At 36.8% G+C, this 15,177-nt stretch carries 17 protein-coding genes; 3 read left to right on the forward strand and 14 right to left on the reverse strand.

All coding sequences use genetic code 11. The annotated features are described in order from the left end of the window. The first annotated feature begins 809 nt into the window (after positions 1-809). Positions 810-1,817 (forward strand): hypothetical protein, encoded by a 1,008-nt coding sequence (locus IBX40_05245; protein MBE0523724.1) that lies wholly within the window; start codon positions 810-812, stop codon positions 1,815-1,817. Between the two features lie 3 nt (positions 1,818-1,820). Here the strand turns inward: IBX40_05245 and IBX40_05250 are convergent, their stop codons facing one another. The 13 genes from IBX40_05250 to IBX40_05310 all read right to left on the reverse strand — a co-directional run bounded on the left by IBX40_05250 (position 1,821) and on the right by IBX40_05310 (position 12,598). Beyond that, positions 1,821-2,642 carry a Fe-S cluster domain-containing protein gene (locus IBX40_05250; protein ID MBE0523725.1) on the reverse strand — a complete coding sequence of 274 codons (822 nt, stop codon included), beginning with the start codon at positions 2,640-2,642 and terminating at the stop codon, positions 1,821-1,823. Next, a complete protein-coding gene (locus tag IBX40_05255; GenBank protein ID MBE0523726.1) occupies positions 2,639-3,226 on the reverse strand; it encodes an RnfABCDGE type electron transport complex subunit A in 588 nt (195 codons plus the stop codon). Before IBX40_05255 ends, IBX40_05250 begins: the two co-directional genes overlap by 4 nt. A gap of 3 nt (positions 3,227-3,229) precedes the next feature. Next, on the reverse strand, positions 3,230-3,850 hold the full coding sequence (locus tag IBX40_05260) for an electron transport complex subunit E (protein ID MBE0523727.1): 621 nt from the start codon (positions 3,848-3,850) through the stop codon (positions 3,230-3,232). Between the two features lie 30 nt (positions 3,851-3,880). Beyond that, entirely contained in the window at positions 3,881-4,414 is a 534-nt protein-coding gene (locus IBX40_05265; GenBank protein ID MBE0523728.1) for an FMN-binding protein, read from the reverse strand. A gap of 2 nt (positions 4,415-4,416) precedes the next feature. Beyond that, the gene (locus IBX40_05270; protein ID MBE0523729.1) at positions 4,417-5,277 is read right to left on the reverse strand and encodes an RnfABCDGE type electron transport complex subunit D; all 861 of its coding nucleotides are present in this window, start codon (positions 5,275-5,277) and stop codon (positions 4,417-4,419) included. Next, a complete protein-coding gene (locus IBX40_05275; GenBank protein MBE0523730.1) occupies positions 5,274-6,611 on the reverse strand; it encodes an SLBB domain-containing protein in 1,338 nt (445 codons plus the stop codon). Before IBX40_05275 ends, IBX40_05270 begins: the two co-directional genes overlap by 4 nt. A gap of 4 nt (positions 6,612-6,615) precedes the next feature. Beyond that, positions 6,616-7,827 carry an MFS transporter gene (locus IBX40_05280; protein ID MBE0523731.1) on the reverse strand — a complete coding sequence of 404 codons (1,212 nt, stop codon included), beginning with the start codon at positions 7,825-7,827 and terminating at the stop codon, positions 6,616-6,618. Continuing rightward, positions 7,828-9,291: a methanogenesis multiheme c-type cytochrome gene (locus tag IBX40_05285; GenBank protein ID MBE0523732.1), complete on the reverse strand. Its 1,464-nt coding sequence runs from the start codon at positions 9,289-9,291 to the stop codon at positions 7,828-7,830. 83 nt (positions 9,292-9,374) lie between these two features. After that, positions 9,375-9,641: a hypothetical protein gene (locus IBX40_05290; GenBank protein ID MBE0523733.1), complete on the reverse strand. Its 267-nt coding sequence runs from the start codon at positions 9,639-9,641 to the stop codon at positions 9,375-9,377. Further along, positions 9,634-10,311: a cytochrome b/b6 domain-containing protein gene (locus tag IBX40_05295; protein ID MBE0523734.1), complete on the reverse strand. Its 678-nt coding sequence runs from the start codon at positions 10,309-10,311 to the stop codon at positions 9,634-9,636. Before IBX40_05295 ends, IBX40_05290 begins: the two co-directional genes overlap by 8 nt. 5 nt (positions 10,312-10,316) lie before the next feature. Then, positions 10,317-10,565 (reverse strand): hypothetical protein, encoded by a 249-nt coding sequence (locus tag IBX40_05300; protein ID MBE0523735.1) that lies wholly within the window; start codon positions 10,563-10,565, stop codon positions 10,317-10,319. 170 nt (positions 10,566-10,735) lie between these two features. Further along, positions 10,736-11,680, reverse strand: a complete 945-nt coding sequence (locus IBX40_05305; GenBank protein MBE0523736.1) for a universal stress protein — start codon at positions 11,678-11,680, stop codon at positions 10,736-10,738. Positions 11,681-11,689: 9 nt separating this feature from the next. After that, positions 11,690-12,598: a universal stress protein gene (locus tag IBX40_05310; GenBank protein MBE0523737.1), complete on the reverse strand. Its 909-nt coding sequence runs from the start codon at positions 12,596-12,598 to the stop codon at positions 11,690-11,692. Between the two features lie 20 nt (positions 12,599-12,618). On the opposite strand from IBX40_05310, the gene IBX40_05315 reads away from it, so the two are divergent. Then, entirely contained in the window at positions 12,619-13,647 is a 1,029-nt protein-coding gene (locus IBX40_05315) for an FAD:protein FMN transferase (GenBank protein ID MBE0523738.1), read from the forward strand. 7 nt (positions 13,648-13,654) lie between these two features. Here IBX40_05315 and IBX40_05320 read toward each other — a convergent pair whose 3' ends face one another. Beyond that, a complete protein-coding gene (locus IBX40_05320; protein ID MBE0523739.1) occupies positions 13,655-14,758 on the reverse strand; it encodes a hypothetical protein in 1,104 nt (367 codons plus the stop codon). A 187-nt stretch (positions 14,759-14,945) separates the two neighbouring features. On the opposite strand from IBX40_05320, the gene IBX40_05325 reads away from it, so the two are divergent. Continuing rightward, positions 14,946-15,177, forward strand: a 232-nt coding sequence (locus IBX40_05325; GenBank protein MBE0523740.1) for a DUF4013 domain-containing protein, incomplete at its 3' end; no start/stop codon positions are given.

Raw genomic sequence — 15,177 nt, forward strand, 5'->3', positions numbered from 1 at the left:
TTATCGACTGATTGGTGGCGTTATCTGAGTTTTCAGACCGATCAATTACAAGTTGTATTTTATTTATTAAACTCATTTCATTCTTCCTCCTGAAAACAATAATATTTATTGCTTAATATTGAGTGTGTAATGGCAATAATATAAACATAATCTTCACGATTTTTTCAGATATACACAATATTCTAAAATATACTTCACAATTGTTCATTATATTTACATAATAATCATTTTAAAGAATATTTGGTTCAAAATTGTTCAACAAATACATATATATTATAAAACAAATACTATCATGCATCATTGTACTGAAAAAATGTATTCATCTCAATCAATTAACCATAGGGTGTATTACTATTCAAAGAAAACACATAGCTTTAGAAGATGACCAGGTAAGAAAAATACAATCATTAATCGATAAGCATAACGGTAATTTAAGTGCAGCAATCCGTGATGCTATAGATTTGACAAGTATATCACTTCAATATTATGAAAATGTAGAAGATGCAAAATCTTTGATTACTACCTTAAAAGAAATACAGGCAGATCAGGTTATCATCCAGGTACCTTTATTTGAATGGCTTCTAAAAAAGACAAGGGGGCTGATTATTGATAAACAGATACTTAACTACATAATTGACCCTTTTAGTATTACATCCATCTCTGAACTTGAAGATTTTGTAAATAATATGTGCAGGGATTTTGGATGGCATGTTGAGGTCATGATTGACTCTGATAATAATGAAAATCCCACGAATGCCACAATGACACTTACAGGTGTACATAAAGAAAATGTATATTTCCTGGCAAGAATGCTGGGTGAATATCTAGCGATATATAAAAAAATGGGTATTGTTTCTGTTCATCCCCAGTTGGGTGAACTTGAAATTGAATTTAAAAATAAATCATCTACTGATGAAGCCCTTCAGGATTTAATAAATAATCTGGGCTACATGGTTAATATCGAAAAGGAATTAAATGCTCGTCCAAATTTTTGGAATAGGCTTATAAGCGAGCACAGTGCTACCAACTACAATCTGGTTTCCATTCACAAGAATTTTTATGAAGATCTAATGTCTGGTAAAATGCCAAAGGCCATATTTACTATAGAAAGTGCAAGCAGTCGACCTCTGGAAGATATGCCGTTATCCCAGTTCCTTCATACAATTAAGACAGTCTCCGAGACCTCACGCATGGTAAACAGGGTTTATGTGGAGGGAGATAATCTTAAGATAAGGCACGGTTTTAGAAATATGCAAGCTGTTGAAAATATAAAAAATATTTTCATAAATATTTTGGAAGAAAACGAATATAACTATGGTGCAGAAATTACCAGTACATTTATTTTTTTGCGACATCATCCTGAAATTGAAAATAAAACACACGAGTTGTTTATAAAATTATCTGAAAATGGGGGAAATGTACAAAAAATAATATCAGAATTTGTTGCATTTCTGAGAACAGTTAAAGATATTGAATTTATTGATCATATTAAAAGTTTTGGACGAAGATTAGGCAGGGAGCTTATGATGCAGTATGAACAAAAATATGGATACACATACTGGGATCTCCAAACTTTTAAAAAAGCATTGGAACCTGCTGACAGACAGATAGAATCTGATTGGGAAATAAGGACAAACTCATTAAGGTATACAGTCCAAAAATGCGCATATGCAAATGACCCTAAAAAATGTCACATGCACAGGGAAATATTCAAAGGTGCCCTTGAATATGCATTTGGGGATTCAGCAGATATGGATATAATCAAATTGCTCAGCCACGGTGATGATTACTGTGATGTATATATTCATACACATTAATAATCAAGCTGCAGCTTCAAGAGTAGTAGAGGTCGTTACAATTGATTTTTGTGGACAATTTTCAATACAAAGTCCGCAGTGACTACATTTCTCCTGATCGATCTGTGCTAAAAAGTCAGTAACAGTAATAGCATCTTCCGGACAGTTCTTGGCACAAATGCGGCATCCAATACATCCAAATTCACACACCGATTTTACAAGCTTGCCTTTATCATGTGACCGGCACAGCACGTGTTCAGATTCACTCTCTCTTGACATTACTAATATCTCATTTGGACATTCGTCTACACATATCCCGCAGCCCTTACATAAGTTCTTATTAATATAGGGAAGATGGTCATCACCCATGCTCATGGCCCCAAAAGGACATGCACGTACACAGGTCCCTCGCCCTATACATCCATAGGTGCATCCCTTTTCACCATCAGAGATCATCATAACAGCCCTGCAGTCATCAATACCCACATAATCTATCTTATCAATGCAATGCACTCCCCCATTACACCTGACAAACGGATAAATGCTTTCTGCTTCTATAACTTCCTGGCCCAATTTAGAGCCTATTTGTTTTGCAACGTCGAAACCTCCCACTGGACATCCATCAATAGGTGCTGATTCGCTTACCACTTTATCAGCAAAATCAGAACATCCCGCATATCCGCAGGCACCACAATTGGCACCTGGTAATACCTCAATCACATCTTCAACAAGGGGATTTGTCTCCACTGCGAATTTTATCGATGCCCATATAAGTACTATCCCAACCAAAAATCCAATACCCCCGATAATCACTGCTGATTGTGCGATCAATAACGTACCTGTCATGTCCGGATCACTCCGAAGAAGTTAACAAAAGCCATTGAAAGTAATGAGGTAATAAAGAAGGCATGAGGGATACCCTGAACTGGTGCAGGCACATTGAGCACACTTGTCTTTTCTCGGATCGCAGACATGAGCAGCATTACCATGGTATAACCTAAAGCAGCTGTAAAACCGTAAAAAATACTTTCTATAAAGCCATATTCAAGCCTTACATTAAGTATTACCACTCCAAGTATGGCGCAGTTGGTGGTTATCAGGGGCAGGAATATTCCCAGGGACCTGTATAAGGGAGGACTGTATTTACGAATAATGAATTCCACCAGTTGAACAAGGGCTGCAATTATGATGATAAAACTGATCGTGGAAAGAAACGTAAGCCCAAAAGGTTGCAGTAGATATGTATATATTAAAAACGCCGCCGTTGATGCCATTATCATAACAAACATCACGGCAGCCGACATGCCAGTCGCACTTTTCGTCTCCTTTGAAACACCCAGGAAAGAACACAGACCAAGGAACTGGACCAGCAGGAAGTTCTTTACAAAAATCCCGTTTATTGCTATGGCAAATAAGCTTACATCCTCCATATATTAATGCCCCCTTCTCAGTTTTCTGATACGGTTGTAATTAACCAATGCCATCAGTACACCGATTGTCATGAATGCTCCGGCAGGTAATATCATGAATGTGGCTGGTGTATCTGAATATATAGGTATACTGATCAATTTAAATCCAAATAATACAATAGCTCCCGTTCCTAACAATTCTCTTATGGTCCCGATGATCACCAGCACAATTAAAAAACCTGTCCCGATTCCAAATGCATCTACAATTGAATATTTTACATTGTTCCTGATAGCATATGCTTCGGCACGACCTATAATAATACAGTTGACCACAATCAACGGAATGAAAATTCCCAGTGCTTTATACAAAGGAGGTGTATAGGCTTCCATCACCATGTCGATAATAGTTACAAAAGTACATATTATTATTATAAACATAGGAATACGGGTTATGGGCGGAATATGTTTTCTAAGCGCAGAGATCATGATATTTGATCCCAAAAGCACAAAAAGTGCCGCTCCGGCCATGCCAATAGCATTCTCCACTGATGTAGTGACCGCCAGTGTGGGACACAATCCCAGTACAAGGGCAAATATGGGATTGTCCTTGATAATTCCTCTGAAATACTCACCTGAAATTGTCATTTCACTCATAATACATTCCCACCTATTGTTTTATTCATTTGCTTTTATTTCATTAATTTTTGCCTGTATTCCGTCTATTACAGCCTGGGAAGACACGGAAGCACCAGTAATTGCATCTATGGCGCCATCATTCTTGGAAAGTAACAAATCAGATTCAGCTACTCCTTTGAACTGGTCTGTGAAAGTGGGTTCAATTATATATGCACCCAAACCCGGCGTTTCAGCATGTGACATGATTTTAATTCCTGTTACTTTGTAATTTGTATCAATGCCGCCTGCTAACGTGATAACACTCTGCGAACCGCTCTGGTCCCTGAAGAAACTATATCCCACCAGATTATTATCTGCATCAAGAGCTCGATAATATAGAATTTCCTCTCCGGATTTCACAGGATCAAAATTTTCTGCTAAAGGCATTACATCTATTAGTGCCAGCTCTCTTTGCTCTTCTTGATATATCTTTAGCTGCTCCTGTGTGGGAATATAAACGGCACCGAGAACTGTTGCGGCAACTATAGACAATACTACTAATTTTAGAAGTACTACACCCATTTCCTTACTCATTTTCACAATGCCACCTCATCAACAGGTCTTGGATAAGTATTTTTTTCAATAAAAGGTGTAACAGTGTTAGCAATGAATATGGCAAAAAGAACAGCTACCACATAATTGTAACTGATAGATCCATATATTACAGTAAGTACTCCGCACAATAAACCATAAATAAATCTGCCGTTTTTCGTGATTGGAGATGTGGCAGTTTCAGTGGCAAGAATGAATACTCCAAGGAAAAACATTCCAGTTATCACATATGACAGATTCTCTCCAATAATTAAAGCCAATACAATAGTAGAAACAAGATAACTGGATGGGATACGCCAGTCGATATATTTTCTATGAATGAGGTACACCCCACCAATTAAAAATACAATCGGGGATACTTCTGCCAATCTTCCGGCTCCTAATTCCAAAAAGATATCAGAATATTGTCCTATGTGTGGTACAGACCCCGAAATTGTCAATTTTTTCCAAGACATGTTAAGAAATACCCAGGCAGCTATGGCCGGATTGAATAGATTCGATCCGAGACCGCCAAAAGCATGTTTTACCAGAGCAACACCAAAGAATGATCCCACAGCAGGAATCCACAGTGGAACGTCGTAAGGTAGTAACAAAGCAATTATCATACCAATAGAAACAGCATCTCCATCCTTTATTGTCAATTCCTGTTTTGATAATTTCTGAATACCTGCTTCTGTGAGTACAGCTGCTAAGGTACTTACCAGTACCAGCTCCAATGCCGTAAAACCAAAAACAATAGTCGCCAGCAAACTGACAGCCACCAGTATTGCAATTTTGCTCCGCATGATAGTGGCTATACTCACCCCTTGTCTCGTATGGGGAGGATGGGAAACTGTGAGTTTCATTTTTCACCTCCGCTTGATAATGCTCCCACGTGACAGGGAGTCTGACATGATTGACAGCCGAGTTTCAGGTTGGAGGATTCCTTTTCTTCTGGTATGGTAAATGATTTTATCAATGCAGTTTTTGCGAAGCGTATCAATTGCAGGATATGTCCGTTGGAAGGGCAGACATAGTCACATAATCCGCATTCAACGCAGCTGAAAACATTTAGTTTACTGCAATCGTCATATCTGCCAATGTCTGAAAAGGAAGCAATCCTTCCCGGCAGAATATTTACCGGACAAATGTCCACACATCGGGCGCAGTGGATGCAAGGCCCAGGTTTGTTCCGCACAACCTCATCCTTTGATTGAACAGTGATCTCACAAGTTGATTGAATAACAGGGACTTCATCTGTGACCTGTGCTATTCCTGAAAGTAATTCGTTCATGATAATTTTGGCAGGTTCACCCACATATCCGCCACTGGAACCAATCACATCTTTGAAGCTGGTCCCTATTTCTACCTCCTGTATGCCAGGTTTCCCAACTGCGCCAGATACTGCAACATTGACCTCGATCGGGGGGATGCCATCCATGACGGCATTATTAACTGCCAGTGTTCCATACGCACTTGAAATCATCACTCCGGCTTCTGCCGGAGTATCTCTATTTGAAATCCGTATCCCTGTAATATCATAGGCAAGAAGATTGGACATTAACGGAGTATAATTTCGTTTCACGGAAATAACTCCAATATTATCTCCATTTAATCCTGATCTGATAGCTGAAGCAAGCTGGTTGTTATTCTTGTGAATTATGAAAGCTCCCTGAACTGCATCAGATGCTTTCATCAAGAGTTTCATACCGTTAATTAATTTTGAAATGTTTTCTGGTGTGCAATTACTCTTTACATCGCATGAGTAAGTGAGGTTTATCAGGATTGTGTCAACTAATTTTTTAGTATTTAATAAGTTAAAAACCGGATAACCATTCAGTTCGATAATTCCCGAATCCTTTAATGTGTCAAAAATATTTTCTTTTGAAGGATTTTGTTGGGACACAAAATTAATTGTTTCGTTGGTCCCATTTGATTCTATTATTATACTGGGTTTTTTAGTACAAGAAGGATGAGCTCTGTCTTCAAGACCGATCACATGTCCGGATATACTTGAATGGATCTTCGCACCAAAATCATGATTGCATTCTCCGATTTTCTGTCCCTTTAGTACAGTATCATCCACATTTATCAATGGTTCACATATAGGGCCTCTATGTTGCATTAGTGGAATGACGACCTGTTTACGGTATTCTTGTGTTTCTTCTGTTGATACGCTTTTTTCAATCTCTTTTGCCATTCCCTCATCCCCGTATTGGATTATTTATATTTACATTGTGTTGTCCTGGTAGTTCATTGAAAGCGATCCAGATCAAGACCGCTGAAAACAGCATCAAAAAAGCACATAAATAAAAGGGAGTTACAAATGAGATATACCCTGCCAAAAGACCTCCAACCAGGGGTCCTATTGCCATACCACCTGCATTTGCACTCATGATATATCCCATACTGTGTCCTATATTACTCCCATCAGCTATTTCTGCTGCCAGTGCTATAAGAGGTGTATTAACAGCTGCTGCTGCAATACCCTGTAATCCTCTAATGAAAATAAGTTCATTAATAGAAGAAGCATATCCCAGACTGATAATAAGAATAGATGACACCGCAAGACCTAACACGATAATTTTTGTTTTATTGAAATTGTCAGAAATAGTACCAATGGGAATCTGGAATAACAATCTTGCAAGCATAAATACTGATATCATGATACCCAAAGAGAACTGGGAAGCACCAAGTCTTCCTTCAAATTCAGGAAGGAGGGAAACGACGATCATGGTACCCAACATCATGATAAAAACTGTTGCTGATATTATCAGGATATTTTTTGATGTTTTGATTGGAGTATCTATTTTACCTCTACTATGAGTCTCTTTAACAAAAAGACTGACCAATAATAAACTCAATGTTCCGAAAACTGCACATAGATAGAATCCAGCAGTATAACTATAGTATGTTGCTACAGCTCCACCAAATATAGGTCCTAATCCAAAAGCGATCCCGCGAATGGTAGAATGCATCCCAATCACACGGCCTTTAGTATCTGGTAATGACAGATCTGATAGCATACCCATAAGTGATGGAAGAGCAGCACCAACCAGCAGACCTTCGATAATTCTTAACATTATCAGTGATTCAAATAAATTTATCCTGGCATATAAAAAAGATATAACAGCAAACCCTGCAAGGCCGAATAGAATGAGTGGTTTCCTCTTGCCCAAATAATCAGTAAGAACACCTAAAAACGGTTGAGAAAGTGCAATAACGGCACCAAAAATGCTCATTACAATCCCTACTTTTACGACTACAGGTACATCCTGGAAATATACAGAATTCAGTTTTGCAATGTACAGTGGTATCAATGCAACCATCATGCCTGTCCCGAAATCCTCAAAAAACCTTGAAAAGGAAAGGATATACATCTCTTTCTTGATTTTTAAAAACGTTTTACCAGACATCTACTGTCCAACTCCAAACGATTTGAATAACATTGGTTCCTTTTCGACTTCTATAGGCTCAGGCCTGGCTGGAATTATCTCTACAGTAATCTCGTTGACTGTGAAATCTGTTGGTGGGTCAGTTTGAGCTGGATCTGCATCATATCCCAGCAATTTCCAATCAATGCGTGATGTATTGCCATGACAATCAGCACACCATAATGCACTTTTCCCAAGAACACTTTTTTCTGCAACTATATTGTGGCTTACCGAATAGTACATGTCCCAACTTCGTAACACAGCATTAGGATAATCAGGTTTTCCGTATACATCCAGGCTAAAATTTCTCATCTCATCCAGACTGACTGTATCATCTCTATTGGCATCAGCTGCCCTGATGTGTGATAGGATAATTGGACTGCCCCAGTGCAGGCTTGAATTTGGATTATTAATTATATTTTTATCACTACCATCATCCCACCATGTTATGGAAATTACATTAAAAGTTTTTAACATGGCTCCCGGATCATCCCTATCGGATGGAGAGGGTATTCCTTCTACAGTACCATCAAACCATGCCAGTACGGGCTGAAAATCCTCCTCTTTGAATGTGGTGTCTTTAAAGCCATTTGCCCAGTTAATTGTATCTATAGGTACTCCCCCTGGAATTTCACCGCCGGGAAGTGCAGGAATATGACATGCCTCACACGATACTTTTTCAAGATGGGCATCTACTATCATACCATGAGTAACGTCTGAATGACAATCAATACATTGTTTCATTGTTTGATCAGATATTTCAGGTGAATCTGACCGATCGATAATATTTCCCCTGGCTATATTGTGATCAGAGGTTACATGACATTGAATGCAGCTGACATTTGCATTTGAATGAACATCATAAGCGCTATAATTATCACTACTCCACATTACACCTCTGGTTGCAACATCGGTCTGGTGACATTTGTTAGCACAAGTAGTATCTGATATATGCGTCAAATAAAGATTGTCTGACGAAATTTTGCCTAAATGACATGTCTGGCAATTTGTGGTTATACTCCCGCCTACAATTTCCTCTACATCATGAATTTCAAATATCACATCATCCTTTGAATGACAATGGCTGCATTCAAATTGTGCAGCAACGGCAGCTATAGTTGGGTTATGTATGGGAATACCACTCGAATGACACAGACCACATTCCCTAATGCGATTAGAAGTATCTTCTTTTTCAATAAGATTAATAAACAGAGGATCCCACTGTCCGTCAATTCCATTTGAATTAACACGCTGTACATGATATGAGTTAACGAGGTCATCGTACATGTCTATATGACAACTCTTACATTTCTCATCTGACCATGAATTATTATAAATATAATGTGCTGCAAGCGGTTGGTAACCATTATAATTGAGATTACCAAAATTTATTATGACAATAGTCATTAATAAAATTCCGGCCAGTACTACATGTAGTTTTGTCAATTATTCTCCTACCTCCTGTTAATTCTTTTTTGTGACCTCATCTTAGATAATTTCCTGCCAACTTATAATATTTATTAAATACCTCAATATTCTTTTTTAATTCGTTTGTTCTTTGCATTAATCCAGGCGATCCTAATTGGTGAAAAAAGGGGATGTTGTTCCATTTGATAAAATAATATTAACGATTTTGCGAAACCATATAGCAATGCTATTGCCTGTAAAACCACAATAATCAATGCAATATTAAGACCGATTGTAATTACAATACCGGTTGTCATGACACCTGTTTCAACCAGGACAATTGTCAGCATTGAAAACAATACCAAAGGATAACCCAACCGTTCAATCATTTTTTTCACCTGAAATATCCTGGTACCAGTAAGGATAATCTTCTTTCGCTACTTCTTTTGAAATAAGTCCTGTAGTCATTGCATAATCCATAGGGAATTTGAAGGGCGTTAAATGAACTTTATAAAAATGCGGCAATATTACGCATAGACTTAATATAGCAAAACTGCCGTGGATCAGGATAACAATTGAAAAATATGAAATGGGTAAATAGGATGAAAATAACCATGGAGCCCACATTATAATACCGGAAATGCCCATTAATAGAACATCAACAATTATGACACTCCAGATAAGCCCTTTTTCAAGCCAGCTATATTTATCATAATCGATCCGGGTATACTTAAGACCTAATATGGAAAGATTATCATTCATAAAATCATAAATATCTTTGGATGTAGGGAAAATGATTTTGTTAAAATAATTTCTATCAATTAATCTCCAGTACAATATAGAATATATAAAATAATAAGAAGAGGCAGATAGTAATCCCACTGCAGCAATTCTATGAATAAATAATGCCTTTGATAGACCGATTATATCTATTATCCATCCCAGATGTTGGGGATAAAGTCTGGGAATTCCCGTTATATATAATATCATTATGGAAATTGCTATAACAAAATGAGCAATCACCTGGGTTGAAGAAAATCTCTCTATCTGGTCATCCAATTTAATCACCCTTCATGGAATCCTTTCATTTTAATAAATTTTTTATGCATTAATATGAGATTCGCGGTTAGACCTAGTACACTAAAAGCCACATAAAATCTTATTAAATATTTTATCCAAAGGAGCTCTTCAGAATCAGTAACAATATTATTTTCAAAATAAAACTTAGAATTAACAAATAGAACTGCACTGATTACTATTAATAGTGTTAATAATAAGGAAATTATTTCGATATTATTCTTTATTGACCCCATATTTTCCTCCTCTTAAATATATATACATACACTCCACTTATAGTGGGGATCGAGTTTAATTTATTATTTATAAAGTAATAGTTATTTTCAGGACTTATATTTATCTATTTTACGATGGGATTTTACCATTATTAATGTACAATTTATGATTCTCATGAACAATCAAGGAATTAAAGTTCAGGAACTACTCTCTCAATTCTTGAACCCCTCACAACCAGGACCGAACATTTGGCTGTAGAAGCTACCTTCTCTAACACACTCCCTACCACCATTTTTGATATTGAACTTTTACCAGTGCTACCTAAGACTATCAGATCTATATTCTGGTTTTTTACAATTTTAAGAATTTCTGATGTGGTTTTTCCGTCTTTTACTATAATTTCAGCAGTAACCCCTTTTTTATTAGCTATTTTTGTGACATTTTCTGCAATCCTGGATGCATCATCCAGTAGATGTTGTTTCATTCGTTTGATTATTGCTTCAGAATATGCTACTGTTTCCCCAAATACTCTGCCTCCTCCAGCTTCATCAAGAGACGTGATATGCATTTCCAATATCTTGTCCTTTGAATCAACGATAGTACAAGCATAAACTTCAGCATTGTATCTTCTTGCAATACTCATACCATATTGAGCAGCATATTCTGCATCCTTTGACCCGTCAGTTGGAATGAGTATCTTTTTGTATTGCTCTTTACAATCAGTATCTCGTATAAGCATGACATGTGTATTGCTTAAACGAAGTATCCGATTTGCAATTGCTCCAATAGGAGCAGTTTTTCCCTGTCCCCTCCCGATAGCAGCCATGATAATCAAATTGGCATCAATTGCTTCAGCTTCATTAAGTATCTGTTCTATAGGGGATCCTGTAAGCACTTTTGTTGATCTGATTGTTATTCCCTTTATTTCAGCCAACTTTCGCACTTGATCAACATATTCTTCACCAGCTTTCTTTACGATCTCAAGGATGTCAGGAACAGCGTATTTGTGGATGTCTGCTACAAACATGGATGATATCTCAGCCCCATATATGCTTGCCATTTGTACGGCATGCTTTGCTGCTGTCCTTGAATTTTCGGACCCATCCACCGGAACCAGGAATTGGAGTTTTGTCATAATTAACACCTATTTCTTTACTGTATATACTTTTTCAGTTCTTAGACTTTTTACTACAAAAACTGAACATGAAGCCGAACGAATTACTTTTTCAGATACGCTTCCAAGTATTAATCTTGAAACACTGCCCCGCCTGGAATATCCCATGACTATCAGATCAATTTGGTCTTTATCGATTGATTTCAGGATCTCTTCTGTGATTTTTCCTTCCTTGATTAACGAATTTGCTGTTATGCCCTTTGATTTAATAATATTCATTACTTTTTCAACAATTACCATCCCCTCAGGCATTTTATTTGGATCTTGAATTACATGACACACTGTAAGTTTTGATATTGAACGATGTGCAATACTAGCAGCAAATTGTGTTGCATATTCGGCATCCTCCGAACCATCAACCGGAACCAGAATGTGTTTATAAGGTTCTAAATTACCAGTTATTTTACGCGCAATCAGTACATGACACTTGGCATTTCTTACCACTCTTTCTGCCACACTTCCCAGGTTATTATCAGATGCTCCAAGGACAATTAGAGTGGCGTCTATTTCTTTTTGCATCTTGATTATTTCATTAAATGGTAATCCTGTTAATACTCTTGACTGAAAAATGCCAACCCCTGCATCACTGCTATATTTATTAAATTTATCCAATAGTACCTGTCCTGATCTGGTTTGAATTTCCAAATTCTCATCATCTTTAAATATATCTGTATCTACTACATGAACAGTGGAAATTTCTGCGTTATACATCTTAGCCAGCTTAATTACGTTATCAGCAGCTATCTCTGTATACGCTAAATCATCAACAGGTAATAAGAATTGAAATTTTACCATAATCTTACTCCTAACAAAAGTTTTTCCACTGTTGTATTTAAACCTTTCGAATTGTGTGAGATAAAAACAAAACAGATATATCATTCATTTCTATATTTATGAACATGGGTGCCCCAAAAACCACAATTTTTGTGATTATATTGATTTTTATGGTATTGACACTTTTTGGCATTTTTTTTTATTTTACTGTAGAATCCGGAGAAAAAAACCAGACTGATATCCAATTTGAAAGCCGAGAGGCAATGGGCACAATCATAACAATCGAGGTTGTGGGTGTAAGTTCTTCAAAAGCATTAGATTCTGCTTTTGAAGAAATAGAACGGATCGAAGACTTAATGAATATATATAATCAGGATAGTGAAATCAGTCGCATAAATAAGTATGGACAGTTGGATGGTGTGTCACCTGATCTGGTCTATGTAATAAATCGATCTATCTATTATGGTGAGATTACTGGTGGTGCATTTGATATTACCATCCTGCCCATACGTATGCTGTGGAAAAATAAAATAAATTCAGGTGAATATCCTACAGGCGACGAAATAAATAGTACTCTATTATTAGTAAATTACAGTAATATATCAGTAATAAATGATTCAATCAGTTTAAAATTAGAAGATATGGTCATTGATCTGGGTGGGATCGCAAAGGGATATGGTGTAGATCAAGCCGTTACAGTACTCAAAAAAGAGGGTATTGAGAGTGGGTATGTAAATGCCGGGGGTGATGGTATGTATTTTGGTACAAAACCGGATGGTTTGCCCTGGAGAGTGGGACTGCGCAATCCGGATAATAAAACCGAGGCTATAACTGTCATTGAGATTTCAGATATGGCAGTTACAACAAGCGGTAATTATGAACGATTTTTTAATGAATCAGCACGTCTTTCCCATATTTGTGACCCCAGGACAGGAATGTCATCACAAAGTCTTATAAGTGCAACAGTTATTGCATCGTCGGCAATGGAAGCAGATGTATTGGCCACTGCAGTATTTGTGCTGGGACCCGTGGAAGGTATGGAATTAATAGAGAAGACAGAAAATACCGAAGCTCTATTAATAACGCCTGAAAGACAGATTATAAAATCATCTGGTTTTGATTCCTACGAATACGGAAAACATTATATAAAATAAAAAATATTTATATTACAAACTCGGTATCATCATCAGAAGGTTCTTCAAGAACATGCCCATCATAGGCATTTATCTCTATCGAGTTGCGCTTTCCCCGGATTTCCCAAATTGGAATATAAACAAGATGCATTGAGATATTGATTTCACTCTCAGAAGGTGAAATGGTTTTACTCTCAACTATTATGGCATCATCTTTCACCAGGTCAGACTTCTTTTTCTCGGTATGTTTATCAATAATTAAGCCAATTGCCTTTCCTTTAGCTTCTTTATCAGTAACCTGAGGTTCTTTTATCTGATAATTTTCAGTAGGTAGTTCAATAGTTTCTAATGGTTCAGGTAAGGATGCAAATTTATGTTCTCCTGTTATGCCGTTGACGACTCCTTCTCCCTGACCGTTCAAATCCATAATACCACTTCGAAATTTCCTTTTAATTTCAAAATTATAGTTGTAACTATAGTGTGGTATAAATTTCATTATAAAGTCCTGGACTTCCCCTAGCTTTGCCTGTCCAATTTTGATGGCACTGGTCTTTGCCATATTTATGGGCAATGAAGGAAGCTGGATTTTAATGTCCTGTTCTTTAATGGTAATAGGTGATTGGGAAAAAGTGTTTGTCATAGGACTCGATGATGAGCCTGGCAAACTGGACTTGGGTTGTTCAGGTTCTGATTGGGAAGATTCATTGAATAAACCAAAAATGCTTTCCTTGGGTTCTGGTTTTGGAGAGTTAAAGATATTCAAGGGCAGATCATTAACTTTCCCAAGATCAAGTTCCATTTGTATGCCTTGAGCATGTGCCAGAATAGCTTTCCCAATCTGTTTTTCCAATTCAGGCTTATCCCATAAAATTAGGTTTTGTTGGGCAGCAAAATCAGCAGCTTCTCTTGATACATTGTTATTCAAAATATACAATCCAGTCCCTTCTGTTTGTTTCATAGAATCTGCGAAACTGCGCAAGGAACTATAATCTCCGCTTTCGTCCAGCTTGATATATATACGATCTGAAATGCCTTTAGATGCTAAAATGTCTGATAAGTATGATGATTCCAGATCGTATCCATATGCCTGAAATATGTCCTTTAGTATGTGGAGTACGGTTTGTTTGCTCATAGATATCGGGCTATACAAGGAGTATTTGTATTAAAAATCTTTCGAGTCTGCTTTTCGTCCATTTTTTATTAAATAAAATTATTATTATCATAAATAACCGTTAAATATAATGAAGATTAATAAATATGATTTAACAGTTCTAAAAGTATTGCAAAATATTCATTGAACTCAAAGGAGGTAAAATCGTATGGAAATAGGAGAAGCAATTAAATATCCTACAACAGATGATTCGTGGATTAAGAAAGTTATTATAGGAGGAATTCTAGGAATTATTCCTATCGTAAATCTTGTTGTTTTTGGATATTACTTAAAAGTTATTAAAGAAAACATAGAAGGAAAAACAGGAATGCCTGACTGGGAAGATTGGGGCAGTTTATTTATAAAGGGAATTGTAATGGTTGTTATTTATTTAATATATA

The sequence above is a fragment of the Methanosarcinales archaeon genome, assembly GCA_014859725.1.
Taxonomy (GTDB): Archaea; Halobacteriota; Methanosarcinia; order Methanosarcinales; family Methanocomedenaceae; genus Kmv04.

Coding starts and splice junctions, on each gene's coding strand:
- IBX40_05245 (MBE0523724.1), top strand. CDS start 810: ATGCTGGGTGAATATCTAGCGATATATAAAAAAATGGGTATTGTTTCT.
- IBX40_05250 (MBE0523725.1), bottom strand. CDS start 2,642: ATGACAGGTACGTTATTGATCGCACAATCAGCAGTGATTATCGGGGGT.
- IBX40_05255 (MBE0523726.1), bottom strand. CDS start 3,226: ATGGAGGATGTAAGCTTATTTGCCATAGCAATAAACGGGATTTTTGTA.
- IBX40_05260 (MBE0523727.1), bottom strand. CDS start 3,850: ATGACAATTTCAGGTGAGTATTTCAGAGGAATTATCAAGGACAATCCC.
- IBX40_05265 (MBE0523728.1), bottom strand. CDS start 4,414: ATGAGTAAGGAAATGGGTGTAGTACTTCTAAAATTAGTAGTATTGTCT.
- IBX40_05270 (MBE0523729.1), bottom strand. CDS start 5,277: ATGAAACTCACAGTTTCCCATCCTCCCCATACGAGACAAGGGGTGAGT.
- IBX40_05275 (MBE0523730.1), bottom strand. CDS start 6,611: ATGGCAAAAGAGATTGAAAAAAGCGTATCAACAGAAGAAACACAAGAA.
- IBX40_05280 (MBE0523731.1), bottom strand. CDS start 7,827: ATGTCTGGTAAAACGTTTTTAAAAATCAAGAAAGAGATGTATATCCTT.
- IBX40_05290 (MBE0523733.1), bottom strand. CDS start 9,641: ATGATTGAACGGTTGGGTTATCCTTTGGTATTGTTTTCAATGCTGACA.
- IBX40_05300 (MBE0523735.1), bottom strand. CDS start 10,565: ATGGGGTCAATAAAGAATAATATCGAAATAATTTCCTTATTATTAACA.
- IBX40_05305 (MBE0523736.1), bottom strand. CDS start 11,680: ATGACAAAACTCCAATTCCTGGTTCCGGTGGATGGGTCCGAAAATTCA.
- IBX40_05310 (MBE0523737.1), bottom strand. CDS start 12,598: ATGATATATCTGTTTTGTTTTTATCTCACACAATTCGAAAGGTTTAAA.
- IBX40_05315 (MBE0523738.1), top strand. CDS start 12,619: ATGGGTGCCCCAAAAACCACAATTTTTGTGATTATATTGATTTTTATG.
- IBX40_05320 (MBE0523739.1), bottom strand. CDS start 14,758: ATGAGCAAACAAACCGTACTCCACATACTAAAGGACATATTTCAGGCA.